Raw genomic sequence first — 21,296 nt, 5'->3', positions numbered from 1 at the left:
ATCCTTCAAAAGAGCGTCTCGTGCGGGTGGGCCACGTGCTCCTGGAAGATCGCACCGGTGGCGGGCTCCACCTCTTTCAGCACCACCGCATAGCCCCAGAGATTGGCCACCATCTGAAGGACCCGCTGAGCGTCATCCTTGTGCAGCAGGGTCCGGTTGAGGACGTGATGATGCAGGATCAGGCGCCGGTCTCCTGCGAGGTCGACATCGACCACCTGGATGTCGGGGTCGCTCCAGCCGACATCGTAGTGGCGCGACAGGGAACGCCGCAGACGGCGATAGCCCCGCTCGTCATGAATCGCCTCGATCATGAGCTCCGGCTGATCCGGATCATCGACGAGATGGAACATGCGCCATTGCCGGATCAGGTGCGGACTCAAATATTGCGAGATGAAGCTCTCGTCGCGGTAATTTGCCCACACCTCGCGCAGCACCGCCATGGCATCGCCGCTGCCGGCAATGTCAGGGAACCACTCACGATCCTCCGCTGTCGGCTTCGTGCAGATGCGCTCGATGTCCTGCATCATGCCGAAGCCGAGCGCATAAGGATTGATGCCACCGTAATGCGGATCGTCGAATTCCGGCTGCCGGGTGACATTGGTGTGCGATTGCAGGAATTCGAGGAAAGCGCCGTCGCTGATCTGCTCCGTCTCGTGCAGGCGGGTCATGATGCGATAGTGGCAATAGGTGGCGCAGCCCTCGTTCATCACTTTGGTCTGGCGCTGCGGATAGAAGTATTGCGCGATATGGCGCACGATGCGCAGAACCTCGCGCTGCCATGACTGCAGGCGCGGCGCAGACTTCTCGAGGAAATACAGGATGTTCTCCTGCGGCAGTTCGAGAAGGGCACGGCGGCGCTCCTCGCTCAGTTGCGGCTTTGCGGCTGCTCCCTTGGTCGGCACCGTGCGCCACAAATCGTTGAAGGTCTGCTCCTGGTGACGATGGCGTTCTTCTTCCCGCCGCTCCTCCGAACGCAGGTCCGGCCGCTTCTTGCGCGGATAGCGATGGACGCCGTGGGACATCAAAGCATGGGCCGCATCGAGCACCCGCTCCACGGCCGCATGCCCATAACGTTCCTCGCAGCGCGTGATGTAGCCCTTCGCGAATTCGAGATAATCCAGGATCCCGTCCGCGTCGGTCCATTCCTTGAACAGGTAGTTGTTCTTGAAGAAATGGTTATGGCCGAAAGCGGCATGGGCGATCACGAGGGTCTGCATCGTCGCCGTGTTCTCCTCCATGATGTAGGAGATGCACGGATTCGAGTTGATGACGATCTCGTAGGCCAGTCCCATGAGTCCCTGGCGGTAGCTCGATTCATGCATGGCGAAGCGCTTGCCGAAGGACCAGTGCTTGTAGAACAGAGGCATGCCGATCGAGGCATAGGCGTCGAGCATCTGCTCGGCGGTGATCACCTCGATCTGGTTGGGATAGACGTCGAGCCCCAGCTCGCCGACGGCGATGGCTTCGACCGCGTCGTTGATCCGCTGGATCGTGCCGAAATCCCAATCCGGTCCATGGAAGAGCAGGCGGTCGCGCCCGATTACGCTCATGGCACCCTTGCTCCGACTTCAGCATCGCGCCGGCGGAAGAGCTCGCGGAAGACGGGGTAGATCTCGCGGCGGTGGTTCACCTTGCGCATGGCGAGGTTGGCCCCTCCGTCCTGCAGGGTCTCATAGGTCTGCCACAGGGACGTCTTATGGTTGATGAAACCTGTCTGCATCCGGTCGCTGTCACTGCCGACTTCGAGATAAGCGTAATACTGGCAGACCGGCAGGATCACATCGCGCAGAAGAGTCGCGCTGGTGGTGCCGTCATTCGGCGAATTGTCGCCGTCCGAGGCCTGAGCCGCGTAGATGTTCCACGCATCCGGCGAATAGCGCTCCTCCACGATCCGCTGCATCTCCCGCAACGCCGAGGACACTACCGTGCCGCCCGTCTCGGGGCTGTTGAAGAAGGTCTCCTCGTCCACCTCCTTGGCCTCGTGAGTGTGACGGATGAAGACGATCTCCACGTGCTTGTAGCGCCGCGTCAGGAAGATGTAGAGCAGCATGTAGAAGCGCTTGGCCAGGTCCTTCATGTGCTCGGTCATGGAACCCGACACGTCCATAAGGCAGAACATCACCGCTTGGGCGACTGGCTTCGAGACCGGCTCGAAGCGGCGATAGCGCAGATCGATGGGATCGATATAGGGGAAGCGCTTGGTGCGTTGCTGCAGCAGCTCAAGCTCCTGCCGCAGGGCGGTGAGGCGCTCGGAGGGGCCTTCCTGTTCTTCGAGACGGTCGATCTCTTCCTGGAGGCGAAGCAGATCCTCCGTCTTCGGCCGCCGCATGGCAATGCGGCGGGACAGGGCGTTGCGCATGGAGCGCAGCAGGGCGAGGTTCACGGGAGAGCCGGTGACCGTATAGCCCGCGCGCCGGAGGCCTTGCGTCTCCACGGTCGCGACGCGCCGCTTGGCCAAGTCGGGCAGCTCCAGGTCGTCGAGGAAAAGATCGAGAAATTCGTCGCGGGTCAGGACGAAGCGGAAATCGTCCTCGCCCTCCCCACTGTCGCCACCGGCCGCGCTGCCGCCACCGCCGGGCGGCCTGTCGATGGTGTCGCCTTCCACGAAGCGCTTGTTGCCGGGAAGGATGTGATCGTGCACTCCGCCCTCGCCGGACCGCCGGAAGCTGGGTTCGCGAACACCATCGGCGGGGATCGAGACCTCCCCTCCCCGTTCGAGATCGGTGATATCCCGATCGCCTGCGGTCTGGCGTACGGCCCGCTGAATCTGCGCCTTGGCACGGCGCAGGAAGCGTTGACGGTTCGCCAGACTCTTGCCCCCTGGGTTGAGGCGCCGGTCGATGATGTACATAGGAACGCCTGATCTGCCTCCGTCTTCTGTCAGCCCGCCTGCTTCACACGCATGTACCACTCCACCAGACGCCGCACCTGGCGCTCGGTGTAGCCACGCTCCATCATCCGCAGCACGAACTCGCCGTGCTTTTTCTCGGTCTCGCTGTCCTTCTTGGAGCCGAAGCTGATCACGGGCAGGAGTTCTTCGACCTGCGAGAACATCCGGCGCTCGATCACGTCTCGGATCTTCTCATAGCTCGTCCAGGACGGGTTGCGGCCATGGTTGCCGGCCCGGGCGCGGAGCGAGAACTTGACCACCTCGTTGCGGAAATCCTTCGGGTTGGCGATGCCCGCCGGCTTCTCGATCTTGGTCAGCTCCTGGTTCAGGAGCTCCCGGTTGAGAAGCTGGCCGGTATCGGGATCCTTGAAGTCCTGATCCTCGATCCAGGCATCGGCATAGGCCACGTAGCGGTCGAACAGGTTCTGGCCGTAATCGTGGTAGGATTCGAGATAGGCCTTCTGGATCTCGTGACCGATGAAGTCCGCATAGCGCGGCGCCAGCTCGGCCTTGATGAACTCCAGATACCGCCGCTCCACGTCCTGGGGCAGCTGCTCGCGCCGCAGCGACTGTTCGAGCACGTACATGAGATGGACCGGATCGGCCGCGACCTCGATCGTGTCGTGGTTGAAGGTGGCAGACAGGACCTTGAAGGCGAAGCGGGTCGAGATTCCATCCATGCCCTCGTCGACGCCGGCCGAGTCCCGATATTCCTGCAGGCTGCGCGCACGCGGATCGACCTCGCGCAGGCTCTCGCCGTCATAGACACGCATCTTCGAGTAGAAATTCGAGTTCTCATGCGCCCGCAGCCGCGACAGAACCGAGAACCGGGCCAGCATCTCCAGCGTAGCTGGAGCACAGGGAGCGCCGGCCAGTTCCGAGCTGCGGATCAGCTTCTCGTAGATCTTCTGTTCCTCCGTGACGCGCAGGCAGTAGGGCACCTTGATCACGTAGATGCGGTCGATGAACGCTTCGTTGTTCTTGTTGGTGCGGAAGGTCTGCCATTCCGCCTCGTTGGAATGCGCCAGGATGATGCCACTGAACGGGATCGACCCGATGTTCTCCGTGCCGACATAGTTGCCCTCCTGCGTCGCCGTGAGCAGGGGATGCAGCATCTTGATCGGTGCCTTGAACATCTCGACGAATTCGAGAATGCCCTGATTGGCGCGATTGAGGCCGCCGGAATAGCTGTAGGCGTCGGGATCGGCCTGGGACAGGGTCTCGAGCTTGCGGATATCGACCTTGCCCACGAGAGACGAGATATCCTGGTTGTTCTCGTCGCCCGGCTCAGTCTTGGCAATGGCGATCTGCCTCAGGCGGGACGGGTTGATCTTGATCACCCGGAACTTGGAGATGTCGCCCTTGAACTCGTCGAGGCGCTTGATCGCCCAGGGGCTGAGCAGATTGGTCAGCCGACGCTGCGGAATGCCGTAGCGCTCTTCGAGCATCGGACCCATCTGTTCCGGATCGAAAAGACCGAGCGGACTCTCGAAGACCGGGCTGATCTCGTCGCCCGCCTTCAGCACGTAGATGGGATTGACCTCCATCAGGGATTTCAGACGCTCGGCAAGGGAGGATTTGCCGCCGCCGACGGGGCCGAGCAGATAAAGGATCTGCTTGCGCTCTTCCAGGCCTTGGGCGGCGTGGCGGAAGAAGCTGACGATCATCTCGATCGTCTCTTCCATGCCGTAGAATTCGGAAAAAGCTGGGTAGACCCGGATGGTGCGGTTCATGAAGATGCGGCCGAGGCGCGCGTCCTTTGACGTATCGACAAGCTGGGGCTCGCCGATCGCTGCCAGGATGCGCTCGGGAGCGCTCGCATACATCATGGGATCGTTGCGGCACCCTTCCAGGTATTCCGCGAGGGACATCTCCGCCTCGCGGCGGGTTTCATAGGTCTTCAAGAAACTCGAGAACAGGTCGTCGGAATGATGCATGGCGCCACCGAAATCCAATCCCTCTCAGAGATAACTATTGTGCACCGCTAAGGTTGCTCAGACCATGCGATACTATGATGCGGTCGAAATGATGCGGCGTACTCCTTTTGTCATGGCGGAGAAAAAGCAGGTCGCGACAGGTTCAATTCTGTTGGAGTGACCTGTGCGCCTTGAATAATATGCCCGCCCTCAACAGCTAGAGTCGCGGATTGCGGGCGGGACAGCAAGTTAAAGTTTCTCAAAGACACCCGAAATCCACTGTGCCTCATTGCCGCCTGCACCACCGTGCCTCGGCTTTCCATGAGCCATCGCAAGGCCTTACCCAAGAGATTGGATTGGCAGAGTCGGAATACTAGACACAGGCGGTCAATTGAACGTGACCTTGTGCATAAAGACGATTACGCCGCGACACCGGACTCCTTCGACCACCTCCTTCAAGGGTCCTGGCCCGGCTCCCATTCCGGTCCGATTTTGCGGGAAGAAACCTCCTGTCCCTCCGTTGACGACGGTCCGATCGAGCCTATCGTCTGTTGCACTTCAGTGCCTCTGCGCGCCGTCGCGCCGCTAGGTCTTGCATTCCCCGCCGCCCGAAAATTCGGAGAATATTCCCGTGACCAAAGCTTTTGGCTATGCCGCCCAGGACGCGACCACACCGCTTGCCCCTTGCCGCTTCGAACGCCGGGAGCCGCGAGAGAACGACGTCCAGATCGAGATTCTTTATTGCGGCGTCTGTCACTCCGACTTGCATACGGTCCGTGCGGAATGGGGTGGCACTCTCTTTCCCTCACTGCCAGGCCACGAGATCGTCGGCCGTGTCACACGCGTCGGCGACGGCGTGCAGAAGTTCAAGGTCGGCGATCTCGTCGGCGTCGGCTGCATGGTGGATTCCTGCCGCACCTGCAGGAGCTGCCGCGAGGGCCTGGAGCAATACTGCGAGGTGGGCTTCACCGGCACCTATAACGGCCCGGAGCAGGGCACGGGCGCCAATACCTATGGCGGCTATTCCGACCTCATCGTGGTCGATGAGAGCTTCGTCCTGAAGGTGCCGGAGGGCATGGACCTGGCCGCAGCAGCGCCTCTCTTGTGTGCGGGGATAACCACCTATTCCCCCCTGCGCCGCTGGCGCGTGCAGCCCGGCCAGAAGGTCGGCGTGGTCGGCCTCGGCGGCTTAGGCCACATGGCGGTCAAGCTCGCGCGGGCCATGGGGGCGCATGTGGTGCTGTTCACCACCTCCCCCAACAAGCGCGAGGATGCCCTGACCCTCGGCGCCCATGAGGTTGTCGTGTCCAGGGATTCGGAGGCTATGAAGGAGCATGTGAACAGCTTCGATTTCATCCTCGACACCGTCGCCGCGCCACACGACCTCGACGCCTATCTCGTGCTTCTCGCCCGGGACGGCGCCATGGTGCTCGTGGGCGCGCCGGCCGAGCCGCACCCGGCCACGACGGTGTTCAATCTGATCATGAAGCGGCGCCAGCTTGCCGGCTCCCTGATCGGGGGAATCCCGGAGACGCAGGAAATGCTCGATTTCTGTGCCCAGCACGGCATCACCGCCGAGATCGAGATCATCCCGATCCAGAAGATCAACGAAGCCTATGAACGCATGCTCAAGAGCGACGTGAAGTACCACTTCGTGATCGATATGGCATCGCTGAAGCAGGAAGCGGCTGCTTAGCCCAACGGGTCGATCCCATAAGCCTCGCATCGTGCGGAAGGCCGCAGCCGCTTTCCGCACGATGCCTCGGCAACGGCGACCGCTTCCACTTCGCAGGAACAGAGAAAGTTCCTGCCCGTTAACGGCCAAGTCACTCCGTTTGCGGCGCCGGCTCGCCCGGCGGGATTGGTCCCATGCATGTTTTCTGAAACATGGCGGCTCTTGAAGGTGGCATTCGCGGGCTGGTGGAATAACCGCGCCATGAGCCTTGGCGCCTCCATCGCCTTCTTCACCGTCTTCTCGCTGGCTCCCATGCTGCTTGCCGCCATCGCGGTCGCGGGACTGGCCTTCGGACGGGAGGCGGCCCAGGGCGCCATCGTGGCCGAACTCGGCGGTCTGATCGGGACCAGCGAGGCGTCTGCCCTTGAGGCCATGATCGCCAGCGCCAGCAATATGGGCTCCGGCATCCTCGGCACCACCATCGGCATCACGACCTTTCTTCTGCTGGTCACCGGGGCCGTGGTGGAATTGCAGGACAATCTGAACATTATCTGGAAGGCGAAGCCGCCCGCGAATTACGGCGTTCTGGATTTCATCCGCACGCGGCTCGTCAGCCTCGCCATGGTCCTCGGGATCGGCTTTCTGCTGCTGGTGTCGCTCGTCATCGACACGGGGCTGACCGCCGTCGGACACTATCTCGAGGCCAATTTCTCAGGCGCCACGATCATCCTGCGCTTTCTGAACAGCTTGGTCGCCTTCGTCATCGCGACCCTCCTGTTCGCGATGATGTTCAAGCTGCTGCCGGCCGTGGACCTGCGCTGGAGCGATGTCTGGACCGGATCCCTGGTCACCGCGCTCCTGTTCACCCTCGGCAAGTTTTTGATCGGATACTATCTCGGCAAGAGCAACATCGCGTCGAGCTACGGTGCCGCCGCGTCCATCATCACGATCCTGCTCTGGATCTATTACTCGTCCCTGATCCTGCTCTTCGGCGCCGAATTCACGAAGGCCTATGCCGAAAGCCGTGGGAGCCTGGGTTCCAGGCACGTGCCGGAACTGACACAGGAAACGAGCCGGGATTTCCCGGCTCGTTTCCCATAAATCATCGCTTGAGGCTTATTCGGCTGCCTGCCCCATGGCCGGGGTGACATCGTGGAGGCCGCCCAAAACCTCCTCGCCCGAGGCCTTGTAGTTCTTCACCGAGCTCGTCCACTGCCCCCAGACATTCGAGTCGATTGTGTCGCCGTTCCTGCCAAGATTCTGCAGGCGGCGCTTTTCCTCGTCGGTCAGGACCTGCTTCGGCAGCGGGGGCAAATTTTTCACGTCATCGGCCGTGATGCCGAGCATCTTCCCGACACGGGTGCCGTAATCGTCATGCACCATCAGGAAGTGCCACACCATGCGCTCCTGCACGTCGCGCTCGCACTGGCCGAGCAGCGTGCCCATGTTGTGAACGAGATCGTCGCGCTCCCAATCCATCATGGTGCAGTAGCGGCCACGAGCATGGATGTAATCGTTGCGCCGCTCGATCACGCTGCGGGTCAGACGCCCGCGCACTTCCGGCGGATTGTTGGGCTCCTCGCGCGGCGTCTCATGCAGGCCGTGATGAATCGACGGCTCGTAATTCACATGTGGATTCTGCCCCGGCGCCAGATCGCGGCGATAGGCCATCGTCCCACCGTTCAGGTTCGTGTGCACCTTGGCATTCTTGGCCTGATTGACGGGCAGCTGCAGATAGTTCGTGCCGACGCGATAACGCTGGGTGTCGGAATAGGAGAAGGTGCGGCCTACCAGCATCTTGTCGTCGGAGAAATCGAGCCCGTCCACGAGGACACCGGTGCCCATGGCGATCTGCTCGTTCTCGTTGAAGTGATCGTCCACATTCCGGTTCAGGGTCATGACGCCCAGGTGCCGCAACGGAAAATCCTTCTCCGGCCAGATCTTGGTGTCGTCCAGCGGATCCCAGTCGAGCTCCGGATGGTCATGATCGTCCATGATCTGCACGTACAGATCCCATTGGGGATAGTCGCCGCGCTCGATGGCCTCGAAAAGATCCTTGGAGGCCGAGCCGAGATCCTGTCCCTGCACCTTGGCCGCCTCGTCCGCCGTCAGGCTGGCGACGCCGCAGCGCGGATGGAAATGGTACTTGACCAGGACGGTATCGCCTTGCGCGTTGACCATCTTGTAGGTGTTGACCCCAAAACCCTCCATGTGCCGGTAGCTCGCCGGAATGCCGCGCGGGCTGAACAGGTGGGTCAGCATGTGCATGGATTCGGGCGTCTGACTCATGAAATCGAAGATGCGGTTCGGCTCTTGGCGGAAGGTGACCGGATCCGGCTTCAGGGAATGGATGACATCGGGAAACTTGATGGCATCGCGAATGAAGAAAACGGCCAAGTTGTTGCCAACCAGATCCCAATTGCCATCCTCGGTGTAGAACTTCACCGCAAAGCCGCGCGGATCGCGGGCGACCTCGGAGGAATCGCGACCGCCGATCACGGTCGAGAAGCGGATGGCGAGCGGCGTCTTCTTGCCGGCTGTCTGGAACAGCTTGGCCCGGGTGTATTTCGACGCGGGCTCGTCGCCGATCTTGCCGGTCACCTCGAGTTCGCCGTAGCACACGAAGCCGCGGGCATGGACGACCCGTTCGGGGATGCGCTCCCGATCGAAGTGAGTGATCTTCTCAAGAAACTGATAATTCTCCAGCGTAGCCGGGCCGCGGCTGCCCACGGTGCGCTGGGACTGGTTGTTGGCGACGGGATGACCCTGCCTGTTCGTCAGGACCCGATCGGATGCTTCCGAAGGCGTTTTGGGGTTCTTGGCCATGGCGATCTCCCTTGACTGACGGTTGATTGCGACACGCCCCCGCGAGATTGTAAGAACCCACGGCAATCAGCGCCAATCGATAATCCTGAGACGCATGATCAGATTATCTGATTGAGAGCTGTCCGCAGAAAGGCGCGCGTTTACGGAGGCAACCTCCGCAACCGGCAATGGTTGCGCGCCTCTGCGCACGAAACGCGGAAACCGGTTCAATGCGGCGCAGGTCGGGGATCGGTGCGTTCAGCGAAAGATGCGGTCGCCCTGCTCGTCGATGATCTGCTTGCCCTTGGTGACCGCAAACATGGCAGCCTCATCCTTGCTGGGATGGGTTTCCGCCCGCACGAAGCGGTGCTCCTTCATGCCCGTCTCGAAATCCTTCTCGATCACCCCGGCCGTCTGGAATCCGCCCTTGGAGGAATAAGGCGCCGGCCGGATGCGAAAGCCCTTGTATTCCACAGCCTCGGCGGCAAGTTCCTCGCGTTCGCCAGCATTGCCTCCGCCTGCGAGACGGTTCCAGAGGTCCTTGAAGATCGATGCCATTGCTGTCCCTGAACAAGGGTTGATTCGAGAACCGCAGCATAGCCGGGACGCCGCAGACGGGCGAATCCTCCGGGCCATCCCATCACGATCCGATGATCGGAGTGAGCCTTGCCTTCAAACGCCTTGACGCCACGCCCCCTGCGGCCAACTCTGGCCATCTGTCTGGCTCAGAGACCAGGGGTTTATCATGAAACTTCCTCTGTTCGGATTATGCCTTTTCGGAGCCCTCCTGACCGGCGGCATCGCCGTCGCCCATCATGGCTGGGGCAGCTACGATGCGGGCCGGGTCATGACGATCACCGGCAATGTCGAGCGGGCCGATTGGGAGAACCCACACGTCATGGTGATGGTGCCCTACCAGGGGAAAAGCTGGGAGGCGGTGCTCGCGCCCCCGTTCCGCATGAACGCACGCGGGCTGAACCCCGACATGATCAAGCCCGGAACGCAGGTCAGGCTCGAAGGCTATCCCTCCACCCGCACCGCAACGGAAATGCGAGCCGAGCGGATCGTCGTGAGCGGCAAGACCTACGAACTGCGCTAGGCCTCCCATGTATCTCGATTTCCTTGCCGCACTGGAGGGCTCCTGGCTCGGCCATACGGGACGTCATTCCGCTTGGCTCTATACGATCTCAAATTTGCTGCACGTGCTCGGGGCAGCCTTCGTCGTCGGCGGCATTGTGGTCTTCGACCTGAAGGTTCTGGCCGAGCACGGTAAGCATGCATGGCAGGTCGGGCGCTATGCCATCCCCCTCGCCGCCGTCGGCCTTGCAATGCAGATCCCGACCGGAACGCTTCTCTTGGCCGTCGAAGCGCGCGCGCTCGGGGTAAATCCGGCTTTCTACGTGAAGCTAGCCTTCATTGCCTTGGGGCTCGTCAACGTCGCCCTCTTTCACGCCCGTTTCGGAACGGCCCTGCGGGCTGGCACGCTGCCGCCGGAAGCCCGTGCCTATGCCCTTGTCTCTCTCATTGCCTGGATCGTCGTGCTCTTGGCAGGGCGAATGATCGCCTATTTGTAGCTTGGCACGTCATCTTCATTGTTCGATCATCAACTCTTCCGAGCGGGGTTCTTCATGCGCTTGTGGCTGGCGCTTTGCGGAATTGTCCTCTGCGGCGCCGCCTGGGCCAACCCGGGAGCGTCAACGGAGACCGTCGAGCAGGCCTTGTGCCGGCTGATCGAAGGGGCGGCTCGGACCCAGCAGATCCCGCACGATCTGCTCACCCGGCTGATCTGGCAGGAGAGTTCGTTTCGCCCACGCGTCGTCAGCCCTGTGGGCGCACAGGGCATCGCCCAGTTCATGCCTGGCACGGCTAAGGAAAGAGGTCTGACCGATCCCTTCGATCCCGAGCAGGCGATCCCCAAGGCCGCGGAATTCATCGCCCATCTCGCGGAACAGTTCGGCAATCTGGGGCTTGCGGCCGCCGCCTATAATGGAGGGCCTGCTCGGGTGACCTCCTGGCTCGCCGGCCAGGGAGGATTGCCTGCCGAAACGAGGAACTACGTGATCGCGGTGACGGGCCGTTCCGCCGAGGAATGGGCGGCGGATGCCAAGGAGCGGAAGAACGCCGACGATCGGCAAGCGTCAGAGCAGAGCTGCCAGCAGATCGTCGCCACCCTGCGCATTCCCGGGCGTGGCGATACCCTTGAAGCGCCCTTCGCTCCGTGGGGCGTTCAGCTTGCCGGCAACTTCTCGAAGGAGCGGGCCCTCGCCACATTCAGGCGCGCGAGCCAAGCCTATGCTTCACTCCTGAAGGACATGCGTCCGATGATCATCGGAACGCGGCTGCGCTATCGCGGCACGCGCACCTTCTACCGGGTCCGGGCACCGGCTGAAACGCGGCAGGCGGCGGAACAGCTGTGTCGCAACATTCGCACGGCCGGCGGCAGCTGCATCGTGCTGCCAAGTTGAAAAAGCCTGCACCACGCGAATGGTGCAGGCTTTCTTAGAACCCGAATGGACCGAGCGATCAGCGGCGCTGAGGACGGAGCGAGCGGGCGAGCTCGCGGATGACATTGTCCTCGATGTTGAGGTTCAGATCATTGTCGTCGCCGGCATCGTCATCGCCCAGATCCGCATCGACCGGAGCGGCGGGCCTGGACAGGACGCCCCGCTGAGGCTGCGCCGTTCTCTCGCCTGCTTGCGCGGGTGCGGCTGGCGCGTTGCGTGTCGGGGCTGCGGCTTGCGCCGGTGCGTGCGGAGTGTAGCCGCGCGGGGCGGAGTACCGATTTTCGAGCGTGTCGAGCAGGCTGTTGAGGGCGGCGTTCGACATCGGAACGTCGGGCGCCTGCGGTGCGCCTTCCAAAGCGATGGACCGATTCTGATAGGCCACTTCCGTCGTCACATCCGAACCGAACCAGGACAGGGGCCGGAAATCCCTGGCCTCCTCGTCGCTCTCGAACGGAACGGAGATGAGGTCCAAGGGGCCCGGCGTCACGAAGCGGACGATCTGGATGTCGCGGGTTCCGACAGTCAGGTGGGTGAGCAGATAGTCAAGCTTGCCGGGCGTCACGTCGAGAAGCGCCTCGGCATGAGCGCGCGGAACCTCTGTGCGCTCCTCGATCGGCCCATTGGGACCCGCATGAAGCAGGACGAGGCTGCCCTTGTCGCCTTCCACGACCACGAAGGAACTGCGGTCAGCCTGGTTGGGGAAGTGGCCTTCCGTCACACGATTGCCCCCCCGCTCCTTGCGGATCAGACGTGCAAGGGAAGAAGCAATGAGATAACGCCGGGAAGTAACCATATTAAGTTCTCTACTATTAACGGAGCGCCACTCACCGGCTCGCAGAACTGGCAGCATCCATTCTCAATAGAACGAAATTGCAATTCAATTTTCCACGCCAACAGACCTGGACTTGAACGCAACAACGTTTGCCACTGCAGAAGTTCGAGCTTGTAAGTGCAAGTTCTCTTGGAGGCCTATGATGGCGTTCCCATGGCAAAGTTCAATGGATTGGGCCAAAAGCTGCCTGAGTTTTGTCGATAAAGTTAACGCCACTCGGGATGCCGTGCTGGCAGCCCGTTGGAATCCGAAAACGCATACCGCTTCGCCCGGCAGAAACCGCGATTCCGCAAGCTCAGCTATCACATAAGTTAATGGCCTCGGCATCTCACAGATTGAGATGCCGAGGCCGCGCAAGTTGCGAGAGTACTCGCCTTACTCGCTTCCCTTGGTCTTCGGCACGTAAGGCCCATTGCCGTCGAAGGTATAGGCGGTCTTGACCGTGGTGTAGAACTCCTGCGCGTAGCGGCCCTGCTCGCGCGGACCGTAGCTCGAGCCCTTCCGGCCGCCGAACGGCACGTGATAATCCACGCCCGCCGTCGGCAGGTTCACCATCACCATGCCGGCCTCGGCATTGCGCTTGAAGTGCGAGGCGTATTTCAGGCTTGTGGTGCAGATGCCCGTCGACAGGCCGAACGGCGTGTCGTTGGCCAGTTCCAGCGCCTCGTCGTAATCCTTCGCCCGGGTCACGGTCGCCACCGGCCCGAAGATCTCTTCACGCGCCACCCGCATCGTGTTGCTGACCTCGGTGAACAAAGCCGGCGCCAGATAGAAGCCGGGCGTGTCGCGCTTCAGAAGCTCGCCGCCAGCCACCAGCTTAGCGCCTTCCTCCTGACCGATCCTGATGTACTTCAGATCCTGGTCGAGCTGGCTCTGGTCGACCACCGGGCCGATCTGCGTGCCGCTTTTAAGGGCATCGTCGATGACGAGCCCCTGCATGCGCTTCTGCATGGCATCCACGAACTTGTCGTGGATGCCCTCGGTCACGATCAGACGCGAAGAAGCCGTGCAGCGCTGGCCGGTGGAGAAGAAGGCCGAGTTGACGGCGCAATCCACCGCCACCTTCAGGTCGGCGTCGTCGAGCACCACCATCGGGTTCTTGCCGCCCATCTCGAGCTGCACCTTCTTCATCGGATCGGAGGTGACGCAGGTCTGGGCGACCTTGCGGCCCGTCGGCACGGAGCCGGTGAAGGAGATGGCGGAGACCTTCGGGCTGTTCAGCATGGCCTCGCCGACCACCGAACCGCGGCCCATGACCAGATTGAACACGCCGGCCGGCACGCCGGCGCGGATGATGATCTCGGACAGCGCATGGGCCGAGCCCGGCACGAGGTCGGCCGGCTTGAACACCACCGTGTTGCCATAGGCGAGCGCTGGCGCGATCTTCCAGGCCGGAATCGCGATCGGGAAGTTCCACGGCGTGATCAGGCCGACGACGCCGACCGGCTCACGGGTGATCTCGACATCGATCAGCGGCCGCACGGACGGCACCTTCTCGCCGGCCATGCGCAGGCACTCGCCGGAGAAGAACAGGAAGATCTGGCCGGCCCGGGTGACCTCGCCGATGCCCTCGGGCAGGGTCTTGCCTTCCTCGCGCGACAGCAGGCGGCCGAGTTCCTCCTTGCGAGCGAGAATCTCGTCGCCGACGGCCTTCAGGATATCGTGGCGCTGCTGGATCGAGGAGCGCGACCAGGCCGGGAAAGCATCGTAGGCGGCGGCAATCGCGCGCTCGGCCTCGGCCACGGAGGCGCGGGCATACTCACCCACCACATCGTTGGTGTTCGATGGATTGACGTTGGCCGAGGCTTCCGTCGCCGACAGCCACTCGCCCGCAATGTAATTCTTCGTCATCGTTAACCTGCCTGTCTGGTGTTGATGAGGCCCCGTTGGGCCAGGTTGGACATGAGAGCGCCGATGCCGAAGGTCCACGGCTCGCATTCGGAGCTCGGCTTCATGCGGTTCATCAGCGCTCCAAGCTTGGGAGCCGCAATGGTGACGATGTCACCGCGCTTATGCGTGAAGCCCATGCCGGCATCGTCCCGGTCCTGCGTCGGCGCGAACATCGTTCCGAGGAACAGCGCGAACCCATCCGGATACTGATGGTGCGGACCGACGGTCTGCGCGACGAGATCTTCGGGATCGCGGCTGATCTTCGTGATCGACGACGAGCCTTCGAGCTTGAACCCGTCCTCACCCTCGACCGTCAGCGTCACATTGGTCTGGCGAACATGGTCGAGAGAGAAGGTCTCGTCGAAGAACCGGATGAACGGGCCGATGGAACAGGAAGCATTGTTGTCCTTCGCCTTCGAGAGGAGCAGCGCGGAGCGTCCTTCGAAATCGCGCAGGTTCACGTCATTGCCGAGAGTCGCGCCGACGATCTTGCCTTGAGCGGTGACGATCACCACCACTTCCGGCTCGGGATTGTTCCAGGTGGATTTGGGATGCAGGCCCGCATCCATGAAGGCTCCGACGGCCGAGAGCGTCGGTGCCTTGGTGAAGACCTCAGCATCGGGGCCGATGCCCACTTCGAGATACTGGCTCCACGCTCCCTGAGCGACGAGAACCTCTTTCAGGGCCATGGCCTCCTGAGATCCTGGTTTGAGCCGGCTCAGATCGTCGCCGACGAGTCGCAGAACCTCGGCCCGGATGGCAGCTGCGGCACTGGCATCGCCCCGCGCCCGCTCTTCGATCACACGCTCCAGCATGGAGACGGCGAAGGTGACGCCAGCCGCCTTGATGACCTGAAGGTCGATGGGGGCGAGAAGCCAGGGTTTCGATGAATCGCGGCTGTCCGGCGCAGTATTGCCCGCAACCTCCTCAAGAGATCCAACTCGCTCGCCCTGCGCCGTCTTCACCACACGCGCCGGATCGTCCATGGCGGCAAGAGCGCTCACCGTGGAACAGGCCGAGGAAATATCGAAGAGACCATCCTCCCTGATGGCGACCACGGAAGGCCCGATGCCGGGGCGCCAGACGCGTCCGACAAGGGCCCCTTGGAACCCGTCGGCCGGCAGAATTCGGGCTATGTTCGTCGAAGACAGGTGGTCCATCGGCTGGCGCTCGCTTTCTGTTAAGGGCCGTTTCCGCCCTCTCCCCTTATGCGCCCTTGATATAGCGAGCGGGGCGTAAGGGGCTATAGGGAAAATGAGCACGACGGCCATGCACCGGGGAAACCTCGGAACAAAGCGGGTTCTTTCTCCATAACGAAGCGCAGTTACAAAACCTGCTGCCTCGAAGTCGGTCGAAAAGTCCACCTCATGGACCTTTGGAGGATCCGACCGGACCGACAGAGAGTTAACCCGGCCCTGAAAGTATGCTTTGTGCACAGCCGAGTTAAAGGAGTGCTCCTTATGAACGACGGCAAGCCATCGAACGCAGCAAGCCTCGCCTCTCCCTCCTATCGGCTGGCGGCGATGGATCAGGATTTCCTCCTGGGCGATTCCATGCGCGGGGTCCGATTCCAGCTGGAATATGCCAAAGCCGAAGAGTATCTGCGCACCTGGGGCGTGCGCTCCACCATCGTCGTGTTCGGCAGCGCCCGCGTGCGGGAGGATGGACCGGGAAAGCATCGTTTCTGGTACGAGCAGGCCCGCCTGTTTGGCGCCATTGCCTCAGAGCGCGGCGGTGCGATGACCATCACCAGCGGAACCCGGGACAACGTGATTGCGACCGGTGGTGGTCCCGGCATCATGGAGGCGGCCAACAGAGGCGCCTTCGATGTCGGCGCGCCCTCCATCGGCTTCAACATCACCCTGCCGCACGAACAGGAACCCAATGCCTATTCGACCCCTGACCTGACCTTCCGCTTTCACTACTTCGCCATGCGCAAGATGCATCTGGCGATGCGGGCCAATGCCCTCGTCGTATTCCCCGGCGGGTTCGGCACCCTGGATGAGTTGTTCGAGATCCTGACCCTGCGCCAGACCGGCAAAGCACCTCCTCTGCCGATCGTCCTCTTCGACAAGGCCTATTGGCAATCGGTCATCAAATTCGACGCCCTGCTCGACCATGGCATGGTGAGCGAACACGACCGCACGCTCTCCAACTTTGCCGACACGGCCGAGGATGTGTGGACCGCGCTCATCGAGAACGGTCTCGTGGTGCAGACCCTGGAACGCGATTCCGAGCAGGACTTCTGACCCTCCGATTTGATTTGACAAAGCCGAAGGGTTGAATTTTGATTTCCCTCATGGGGATTGCGATCTCCCCACGAGGCGACATGCCCAAGCATCGCATCCGCTCTGAACCTTTACGGATGCAACCATGTCGTCATTCAACACCATCTCCCCTGAAAAGCTCGCGCGCCTTATCGGCACGCCCAAGTGTCCTCTTCTCATCGATGTGCGCACCGATGAGGACTTTGTAAGCGATCCCCGCCTGATTCCCGGATCCAGGCGTCGACCCTTCGAGACCGTCGCGGACTGGGCGCAAGACCTCGATGGTCATTCCGTCGTCGTGATCTGTCAGAAAGGCTTGAAGCTCAGCCATGGGGTAGCCGCTTGGCTGCGCCATGCCGGATTGTCGGCCGATACTCTTGAGGGCGGAACATTGGCCTGGGCGCAAGCCGGTTTGCCCATGGTCCCAACCGAGCGGATTCCACCGCGTGACCCACAGGGACGGACGATCTGGGTCACGCGCTCGCGGCCCAAGATCGACCGGATCGCCTGCCCCTGGCTGATCCGCCGCTTCGTCGATCCCGATGCCGTTTTCCTGTTCGTCCCGACCTCGGAGGTCCAGGGTGTGGCGGAACGCTTTTCAGCCACGCCTTTCGACATCGAGGGCGATGATGTCTTCTGGAGTCATCGCGGCGAGCTGTGCACTTTCGACGTCATGGTCGAGGAGTTCGGGCTTTCCACCGAGCCCCTGAAGCATCTCGCCACCATCGTCAGGGGAGCCGATACCGCACGGCCCGACCTGGCGCCGGAAGTGCCCGGCTTGCTTGCTGCCTCGCTGGGACTGTCACGCATGTACGCGGACGACCTCGCGCAGCTCGGGGCCGGGCTTGTGCTCTACGATGCCTTCTATCGCTGGTGCCGCGATGCGACGGATGAAACGCACAATTGGCCTTCGAAGAAGCCAGGAACCTGACGTGAACGACACCTTGCAGAACTCGGACCTGCGCGGTGCTCAGGACACGCCCGACCATGGTGTCTCGTTGGGTGAGGCCTTTCGTGTCTGGCTGCGCATTGCAGCGCTCAGCTTCGGTGGGCCTGCGGGGCAGATCGCCGTGATGCATCGCATCCTGGTCGAGGAGAAGCGCTGGATTTCCGAGAGCCGGTTTCTCCACGCGCTCAACTACTGCATGCTGCTGCCGGGCCCGGAGGCCCAGCAGCTCGCCACCTATGTGGGCTGGCTGATGCACCGCACCCTCGGTGGCATCATGGCGGGCGGGCTGTTCATCCTGCCCGGCATCGTCGCCATCATGGGGTTGAGCTGGATCTATGCCCTCTATGGCAAGGTCGGCTTCGTTGCAGCGCTCTTCTTCGGCCTGAAGGCCGCCGTGCTCGCCATCGTGCTCGAAGCGGTGGTGCGGATCGGCAGGCGAGCGCTGAAGAATCGCATCCTCGTCGGGATCGCCGCGACAGCCTTCGTGGCGATCTTCTTTTTCGATGCACCGTTTCCGTTGATCGTTCTCGCAGCCGGACTGATCGGCTTTGTCGGCGGGCGCGCGGACCTGCCGCAATTCCAGACGGGCGGACATGGCGGCGATGCGCAGGACAATGACAACCTTCTGGGTGAGCATCTTCCTGCCCATGCTTCTCCAAACATGGGCCGCAGCATGCGAGTCGCCGCAATCTGGCTCGCGCTCTGGCTCGTGCCGGTTCTGGCTCTCCTGATGATCCTCGGTCGAGACGACGTCTTCAGCCAGATCGCGATCTTCTTCTCCAAGATGGCAATGGTGACCTTCGGCGGAGCCTATGCCGTCCTGGCCTATGTGGCGCAGCAGGCGGTGGAGACCTATGGCTGGCTGCAGCCCGGCGAGATGCTCGATGGCCTCGGCATGGCCGAGACGACGCCGGGCCCGCTGATCATGGTGCTGCAATTCGTGGGCTTCATGGCAGCCTTCCGGGAAGCCGGCGCGCTCAATCCGCTGCTGGCCGGAACGCTCGGCGGCCTTCTCGCCACATGGGTGACCTTTGCGCCCTGTTTTCTCTGGATTTTTCTCGGCGCACCCTACATCGAGACCTTACGCGGCAACCGGGCCTTGAGCGGAGCCCTCACCGCCATCACCGCAGCTGTCGTCGGCGTGATCCTGAACCTTGCGATCTGGTTCGGCATCCACACGATCTTCGGCAACGTTCAGACGGTCGAATGGGGCCCGTTCAGTTTCGATGCACCGGTATGGGATAGCGTCAATCTATGGGCGCTCCTGCTCTCGGGCGCGGCCATCGTCGCCATGTTCCGCTTGCATGTCGGGATGCTGCCGACGCTTGCCGCAACATCCGCGGCGGGAATCGTTCTTCATTGGGCGGGGATAATCGCTTGAACGGATGAGGTGAGACAACATCGCGTCTCACCTCTCCTTTTTGTCTTGCTTCAGGTCGAGGACGAGATCTGCCCGCCATCGACGCGCAGGATCCCGCCTGTCATGAAGGAGGCCTTCTCGCTGGCGAGGAAGACGGCCGCCGCCGCAAACTCTTCGATCTCGCCGTAACGGCCTGCCGGAATGCCGGCGCGGGCAGCCGTTGCCACATCTTCCACGGAACGACCGGTGCGCTCCGCATTGGCGGTGTCGAGCTGCTTCAGGCGATCGGTGGCGATGCGGCCCGGCGCGATGGCGTTCACGGTCACACCGGAGGACGCCACTTCACTTGCCAGCGTCTTGCCCCAGCCTACGAGCGCGGGCCGAATGGCGTTGGAAATCGCGAGGTTGGGAATCGGCTGGATCACGCCGGACGAGATCACGGAAATGATGCGACCGAACTTGCGCTCGATCATGCCGGGGAGAAGCTGATCGGCAATCCGCACGAGATTGACGAACATGGCGTCGAACGACTGGCGCCACTGGTCGGACGACACGCCCTGCGCCTTGCCGGGCGGCGGACCGCCGCTGTTGAGCACGAGAATGTCGACGCCACCGAGCGCTGCCGTCACATCCTTCACCAGAGCATCGACCTGATCGACCTTGCCGGTATCGCAGATGAACGGCAGGACGTCCTTGCCGATCCTGCCGGCGGCGGCATTCGAGCCTTCCATCGTGCGGCTGGCAATGGCGACACGGGCGCCCTCTTCCGCCAAGCCTTGCGCGATGCCGAACCCTAAGCCCTTGCTCGCGCCGAGAACGAGCGCGCGCTTTCCCTTCAATCCTGTTTCCATTCGTGAAAACTCCCCTTGCTATATTACGAGCGCTCGATGCGCTCCATCAGCCATTCGATCTCGGCAATGGTCTCCGGGCTCAGCTTCGGCCCCGGCTTGCGCAGCGTATCGGATGCGATGATGCCGCGCCGCTTCAGCACGTATTTGCGCACGGCGAGGCCGACACCGGGCTGCGTCTCGTAGCGCACCAGCGGCAGGTGACGGTCGAAGAGATCGTGCGCTTCCTTCCGCTTGCCCTGGTTGATGAGATTAACCACGCCGACCAGCATTTCGGGATAGGCGTAGCCGGTCATGGCGCCATCGGCCCCGCGCTCCATCTCGAAGGGCAGGAACATGCCGCCATTGCCGCAGAGAATGGACACGCGACGCACCTGACCGGCATCGCTGGCGCGGCGCAGAGTCGTGATCTTGTCGAGACCCGGCCAGTCTTCATGCTTGAGCATGACGCAGGAGGGGCTCTGCTCGATGATCCGCATGATCACCTTGGGCGTCATGATCACATTGGTGGTCAGCGGGTAATCCTGGATCACCCACGGCACATTCGAGCCGATGGCTTCGACCGCATCGGCGTAATAGGACACGATCTGGTCGTCGGTCTTCAGGGTCGAGGGCGGCGCGATCATGACGCCGGCGGCGCCCGCATCCATCACCTTGGACGACAGGCCCGACATGGCGGCGAAGCCCGCGGCCGACACACCGACGATGACGGGGATGCGGCCCGCCACCGTGGCAATGACCTGACGGGCGAAAACCAGCGCCTCATCCGCCGCCAGCTTGGGCGCCTCGCCCATGATGCCGAGAATCGTCAAGCCAGTGGCACCGGCTTTCAGATAGGCCTCGACCATACGGTCGGTCGAGGCAACGTCCACCCGCCCATCGCTCTCGAAGGGCGTGGGGCAGATGACATAGACGCCGGCGGCAGAACTCGTGAGCAAGGCTTCCTCCTGGACGAAGCGGGGTAAGAGAGATCGCGTCCCTCATACACCCGCTTTCCGCCCGGCGCACTACCTTAGCTGCGGCCGGCGATCCATCTTTAGCTACCCTTCTTGCCGCCGCCTTCCTGCTTGTTGACGGTGGCCCAGGCGCGCCGTTCGGCTTCCTTCTCGGAGACGCCACGGCTCTCGTAGGATTCCTCGATATGCTCGGCCTTGCGCTTCTGCTTGTCGGTATAGGCAGACTTGTCACCGCGAGGCATGGTGCTCTCCTTTCAATCGATGTCGCAGAGAGGCGCCAGGAGGCGCTTGCTCTCCCGGCGTCAACCGAACCGGAGAGGCCTGGTTCCGCAATCCTGTTGCGGGGAATTGGCGCATCGTGCGCGCCGAACGACGCGCCAACATAATGAAGAAGCATCGGATGG

At 62.2% G+C, this 21,296-nt stretch carries 18 protein-coding genes and 1 pseudogene; 8 read left to right on the top strand and 11 right to left on the bottom strand.

From position 1 onward, the window contains the following. Positions 1 to 5 precede the first annotated feature (5 nt). The 3 genes from JO965_RS03575 to JO965_RS03565 are packed head-to-tail and all read right to left on the bottom strand — an operon-like array spanning position 6 to position 4,827. Positions 6 to 1,550, bottom strand: a complete 1,545-nt coding sequence (locus tag JO965_RS03575) for a SpoVR family protein (RefSeq protein WP_203442344.1) — start codon at positions 1,548 to 1,550, stop codon at positions 6 to 8. Continuing rightward, positions 1,547 to 2,851, bottom strand: a complete 1,305-nt coding sequence (locus tag JO965_RS03570; RefSeq protein ID WP_203442343.1) for a YeaH/YhbH family protein — start codon at positions 2,849 to 2,851, stop codon at positions 1,547 to 1,549. The genes JO965_RS03575 and JO965_RS03570 overlap by 4 nt, the downstream gene beginning before the upstream one ends. Before the next feature lie 29 nt (positions 2,852 to 2,880). Further along, on the bottom strand, positions 2,881 to 4,827 hold the full coding sequence (locus JO965_RS03565) for a PrkA family serine protein kinase (protein WP_203442342.1): 1,947 nt from the start codon (positions 4,825 to 4,827) through the stop codon (positions 2,881 to 2,883). Between the two features lie 610 nt (positions 4,828 to 5,437). Between JO965_RS03565 and JO965_RS03560 the strand changes: the two genes are divergently transcribed. After that, entirely contained in the window at positions 5,438 to 6,502 is a 1,065-nt protein-coding gene (locus JO965_RS03560; RefSeq protein ID WP_203442341.1) for an NAD(P)-dependent alcohol dehydrogenase, read from the top strand. Between the two features lie 177 nt (positions 6,503 to 6,679). After that, positions 6,680 to 7,582, top strand: coding sequence for a YihY/virulence factor BrkB family protein (locus JO965_RS03555; RefSeq protein ID WP_203442340.1), 903 nt, complete (start codon positions 6,680 to 6,682; stop codon positions 7,580 to 7,582). A 15-nt stretch (positions 7,583 to 7,597) separates the two neighbouring features. Here JO965_RS03555 and JO965_RS03550 read toward each other — a convergent pair whose 3' ends face one another. Then, the gene (locus tag JO965_RS03550) at positions 7,598 to 9,307 is read right to left on the bottom strand and encodes a catalase (RefSeq protein WP_203442339.1); all 1,710 of its coding nucleotides are present in this window, start codon (positions 9,305 to 9,307) and stop codon (positions 7,598 to 7,600) included. 237 nt (positions 9,308 to 9,544) lie between these two features. Beyond that, positions 9,545 to 9,844: an HlyU family transcriptional regulator gene (locus JO965_RS03545; RefSeq protein WP_203442338.1), complete on the bottom strand. Its 300-nt coding sequence runs from the start codon at positions 9,842 to 9,844 to the stop codon at positions 9,545 to 9,547. 187 nt (positions 9,845 to 10,031) lie between these two features. On the opposite strand from JO965_RS03545, the gene JO965_RS03540 reads away from it, so the two are divergent. From JO965_RS03540 to JO965_RS03530, 3 genes are read left to right on the top strand one after another with little or no spacing between them, the layout of a single operon-like run. Further along, positions 10,032 to 10,385 (top strand): DUF6152 family protein, encoded by a 354-nt coding sequence (locus JO965_RS03540; RefSeq protein WP_203442337.1) that lies wholly within the window; start codon positions 10,032 to 10,034, stop codon positions 10,383 to 10,385. Positions 10,386 to 10,392: 7 nt separating this feature from the next. Next, positions 10,393 to 10,860, top strand: a complete 468-nt coding sequence (locus JO965_RS03535) for a hypothetical protein (protein WP_203442336.1) — start codon at positions 10,393 to 10,395, stop codon at positions 10,858 to 10,860. Positions 10,861 to 10,914: 54 nt separating this feature from the next. Next, positions 10,915 to 11,751: a lytic transglycosylase domain-containing protein gene (locus JO965_RS03530; protein ID WP_203442335.1), complete on the top strand. Its 837-nt coding sequence runs from the start codon at positions 10,915 to 10,917 to the stop codon at positions 11,749 to 11,751. A 58-nt stretch (positions 11,752 to 11,809) separates the two neighbouring features. Here the strand turns inward: JO965_RS03530 and JO965_RS03525 are convergent, their stop codons facing one another. From JO965_RS03525 to JO965_RS03515, 3 genes are all read right to left on the bottom strand, one after another. Continuing rightward, on the bottom strand, positions 11,810 to 12,583 hold the full coding sequence (locus tag JO965_RS03525; RefSeq protein ID WP_203442334.1) for a hypothetical protein: 774 nt from the start codon (positions 12,581 to 12,583) through the stop codon (positions 11,810 to 11,812). Between the two features lie 414 nt (positions 12,584 to 12,997). Continuing rightward, a complete protein-coding gene (locus JO965_RS03520) occupies positions 12,998 to 14,473 on the bottom strand; it encodes an aldehyde dehydrogenase family protein (RefSeq protein ID WP_203442333.1) in 1,476 nt (491 codons plus the stop codon). A gap of 2 nt (positions 14,474 to 14,475) precedes the next feature. After that, positions 14,476 to 15,672 carry a fumarylacetoacetate hydrolase family protein gene (locus JO965_RS03515; protein ID WP_203442332.1) on the bottom strand — a complete coding sequence of 399 codons (1,197 nt, stop codon included), beginning with the start codon at positions 15,670 to 15,672 and terminating at the stop codon, positions 14,476 to 14,478. Between the two features lie 300 nt (positions 15,673 to 15,972). On the opposite strand from JO965_RS03515, the gene JO965_RS03510 reads away from it, so the two are divergent. The 3 genes from JO965_RS03510 (at position 15,973) to chrA (ending at position 19,109) form a co-directional block, all read left to right on the top strand. Continuing rightward, positions 15,973 to 16,761 carry an LOG family protein gene (locus JO965_RS03510; RefSeq protein ID WP_203442331.1) on the top strand — a complete coding sequence of 263 codons (789 nt, stop codon included), beginning with the start codon at positions 15,973 to 15,975 and terminating at the stop codon, positions 16,759 to 16,761. Positions 16,762 to 16,885: 124 nt separating this feature from the next. Further along, on the top strand, positions 16,886 to 17,710 hold the full coding sequence (locus JO965_RS03505) for a sulfurtransferase/chromate resistance protein (RefSeq protein ID WP_203442330.1): 825 nt from the start codon (positions 16,886 to 16,888) through the stop codon (positions 17,708 to 17,710). Between the two features lies 1 nt (position 17,711). Next, positions 17,712 to 19,109, top strand: a complete 1,398-nt coding sequence (gene chrA, locus JO965_RS03500) for a chromate efflux transporter (protein ID WP_246776734.1) — start codon at positions 17,712 to 17,714, stop codon at positions 19,107 to 19,109. 50 nt (positions 19,110 to 19,159) lie between these two features. Here chrA and JO965_RS03495 read toward each other — a convergent pair whose 3' ends face one another. The 3 genes and pseudogenes from JO965_RS03495 to JO965_RS03485 all read right to left on the bottom strand — a co-directional run. Beyond that, entirely contained in the window at positions 19,160 to 19,939 is a 780-nt protein-coding gene (locus tag JO965_RS03495) for an SDR family oxidoreductase (RefSeq protein ID WP_203442328.1), read from the bottom strand. 23 nt (positions 19,940 to 19,962) lie between these two features. Then, positions 19,963 to 20,874 (bottom strand): dihydrodipicolinate synthase family protein, encoded by a 912-nt coding sequence (locus tag JO965_RS03490; RefSeq protein WP_203442327.1) that lies wholly within the window; start codon positions 20,872 to 20,874, stop codon positions 19,963 to 19,965. Positions 20,875 to 20,981: 107 nt separating this feature from the next. Next, positions 20,982 to 21,134 (bottom strand): annotated as a pseudogene (locus JO965_RS03485) (plasmid stabilization protein); the annotation flags it as partial. Positions 21,135 to 21,296 lie beyond the last annotated feature (162 nt).

The sequence above is a fragment of the Microvirga sp. VF16 genome, from assembly GCF_016864375.1.
Classification (GTDB): domain Bacteria; phylum Pseudomonadota; class Alphaproteobacteria; order Rhizobiales; family Beijerinckiaceae; genus Microvirga.
This window is presented reverse-complemented; position numbering and strand designations above follow the sequence as displayed.

Coding starts and splice junctions, on each gene's coding strand:
- JO965_RS03495 (WP_203442328.1), bottom strand. CDS start 19,939: ATGGAAACAGGATTGAAGGGAAAGCGCGCGCTCGTTCTCGGCGCGAGC.
- JO965_RS03505 (WP_203442330.1), top strand. CDS start 16,886: ATGTCGTCATTCAACACCATCTCCCCTGAAAAGCTCGCGCGCCTTATC.
- JO965_RS03520 (WP_203442333.1), bottom strand. CDS start 14,473: ATGACGAAGAATTACATTGCGGGCGAGTGGCTGTCGGCGACGGAAGCC.
- JO965_RS03515 (WP_203442332.1), bottom strand. CDS start 15,672: ATGGACCACCTGTCTTCGACGAACATAGCCCGAATTCTGCCGGCCGAC.
- JO965_RS03545 (WP_203442338.1), bottom strand. CDS start 9,844: ATGGCATCGATCTTCAAGGACCTCTGGAACCGTCTCGCAGGCGGAGGC.
- JO965_RS03540 (WP_203442337.1), top strand. CDS start 10,032: ATGAAACTTCCTCTGTTCGGATTATGCCTTTTCGGAGCCCTCCTGACC.
- JO965_RS03525 (WP_203442334.1), bottom strand. CDS start 12,583: ATGGTTACTTCCCGGCGTTATCTCATTGCTTCTTCCCTTGCACGTCTG.
- JO965_RS03535 (WP_203442336.1), top strand. CDS start 10,393: ATGTATCTCGATTTCCTTGCCGCACTGGAGGGCTCCTGGCTCGGCCAT.
- JO965_RS03530 (WP_203442335.1), top strand. CDS start 10,915: ATGCGCTTGTGGCTGGCGCTTTGCGGAATTGTCCTCTGCGGCGCCGCC.
- JO965_RS03550 (WP_203442339.1), bottom strand. CDS start 9,307: ATGGCCAAGAACCCCAAAACGCCTTCGGAAGCATCCGATCGGGTCCTG.
- JO965_RS03555 (WP_203442340.1), top strand. CDS start 6,680: ATGTTTTCTGAAACATGGCGGCTCTTGAAGGTGGCATTCGCGGGCTGG.
- JO965_RS03565 (WP_203442342.1), bottom strand. CDS start 4,827: ATGCATCATTCCGACGACCTGTTCTCGAGTTTCTTGAAGACCTATGAA.
- JO965_RS03570 (WP_203442343.1), bottom strand. CDS start 2,851: ATGTACATCATCGACCGGCGCCTCAACCCAGGGGGCAAGAGTCTGGCG.
- JO965_RS03510 (WP_203442331.1), top strand. CDS start 15,973: ATGAACGACGGCAAGCCATCGAACGCAGCAAGCCTCGCCTCTCCCTCC.
- JO965_RS03575 (WP_203442344.1), bottom strand. CDS start 1,550: ATGAGCGTAATCGGGCGCGACCGCCTGCTCTTCCATGGACCGGATTGG.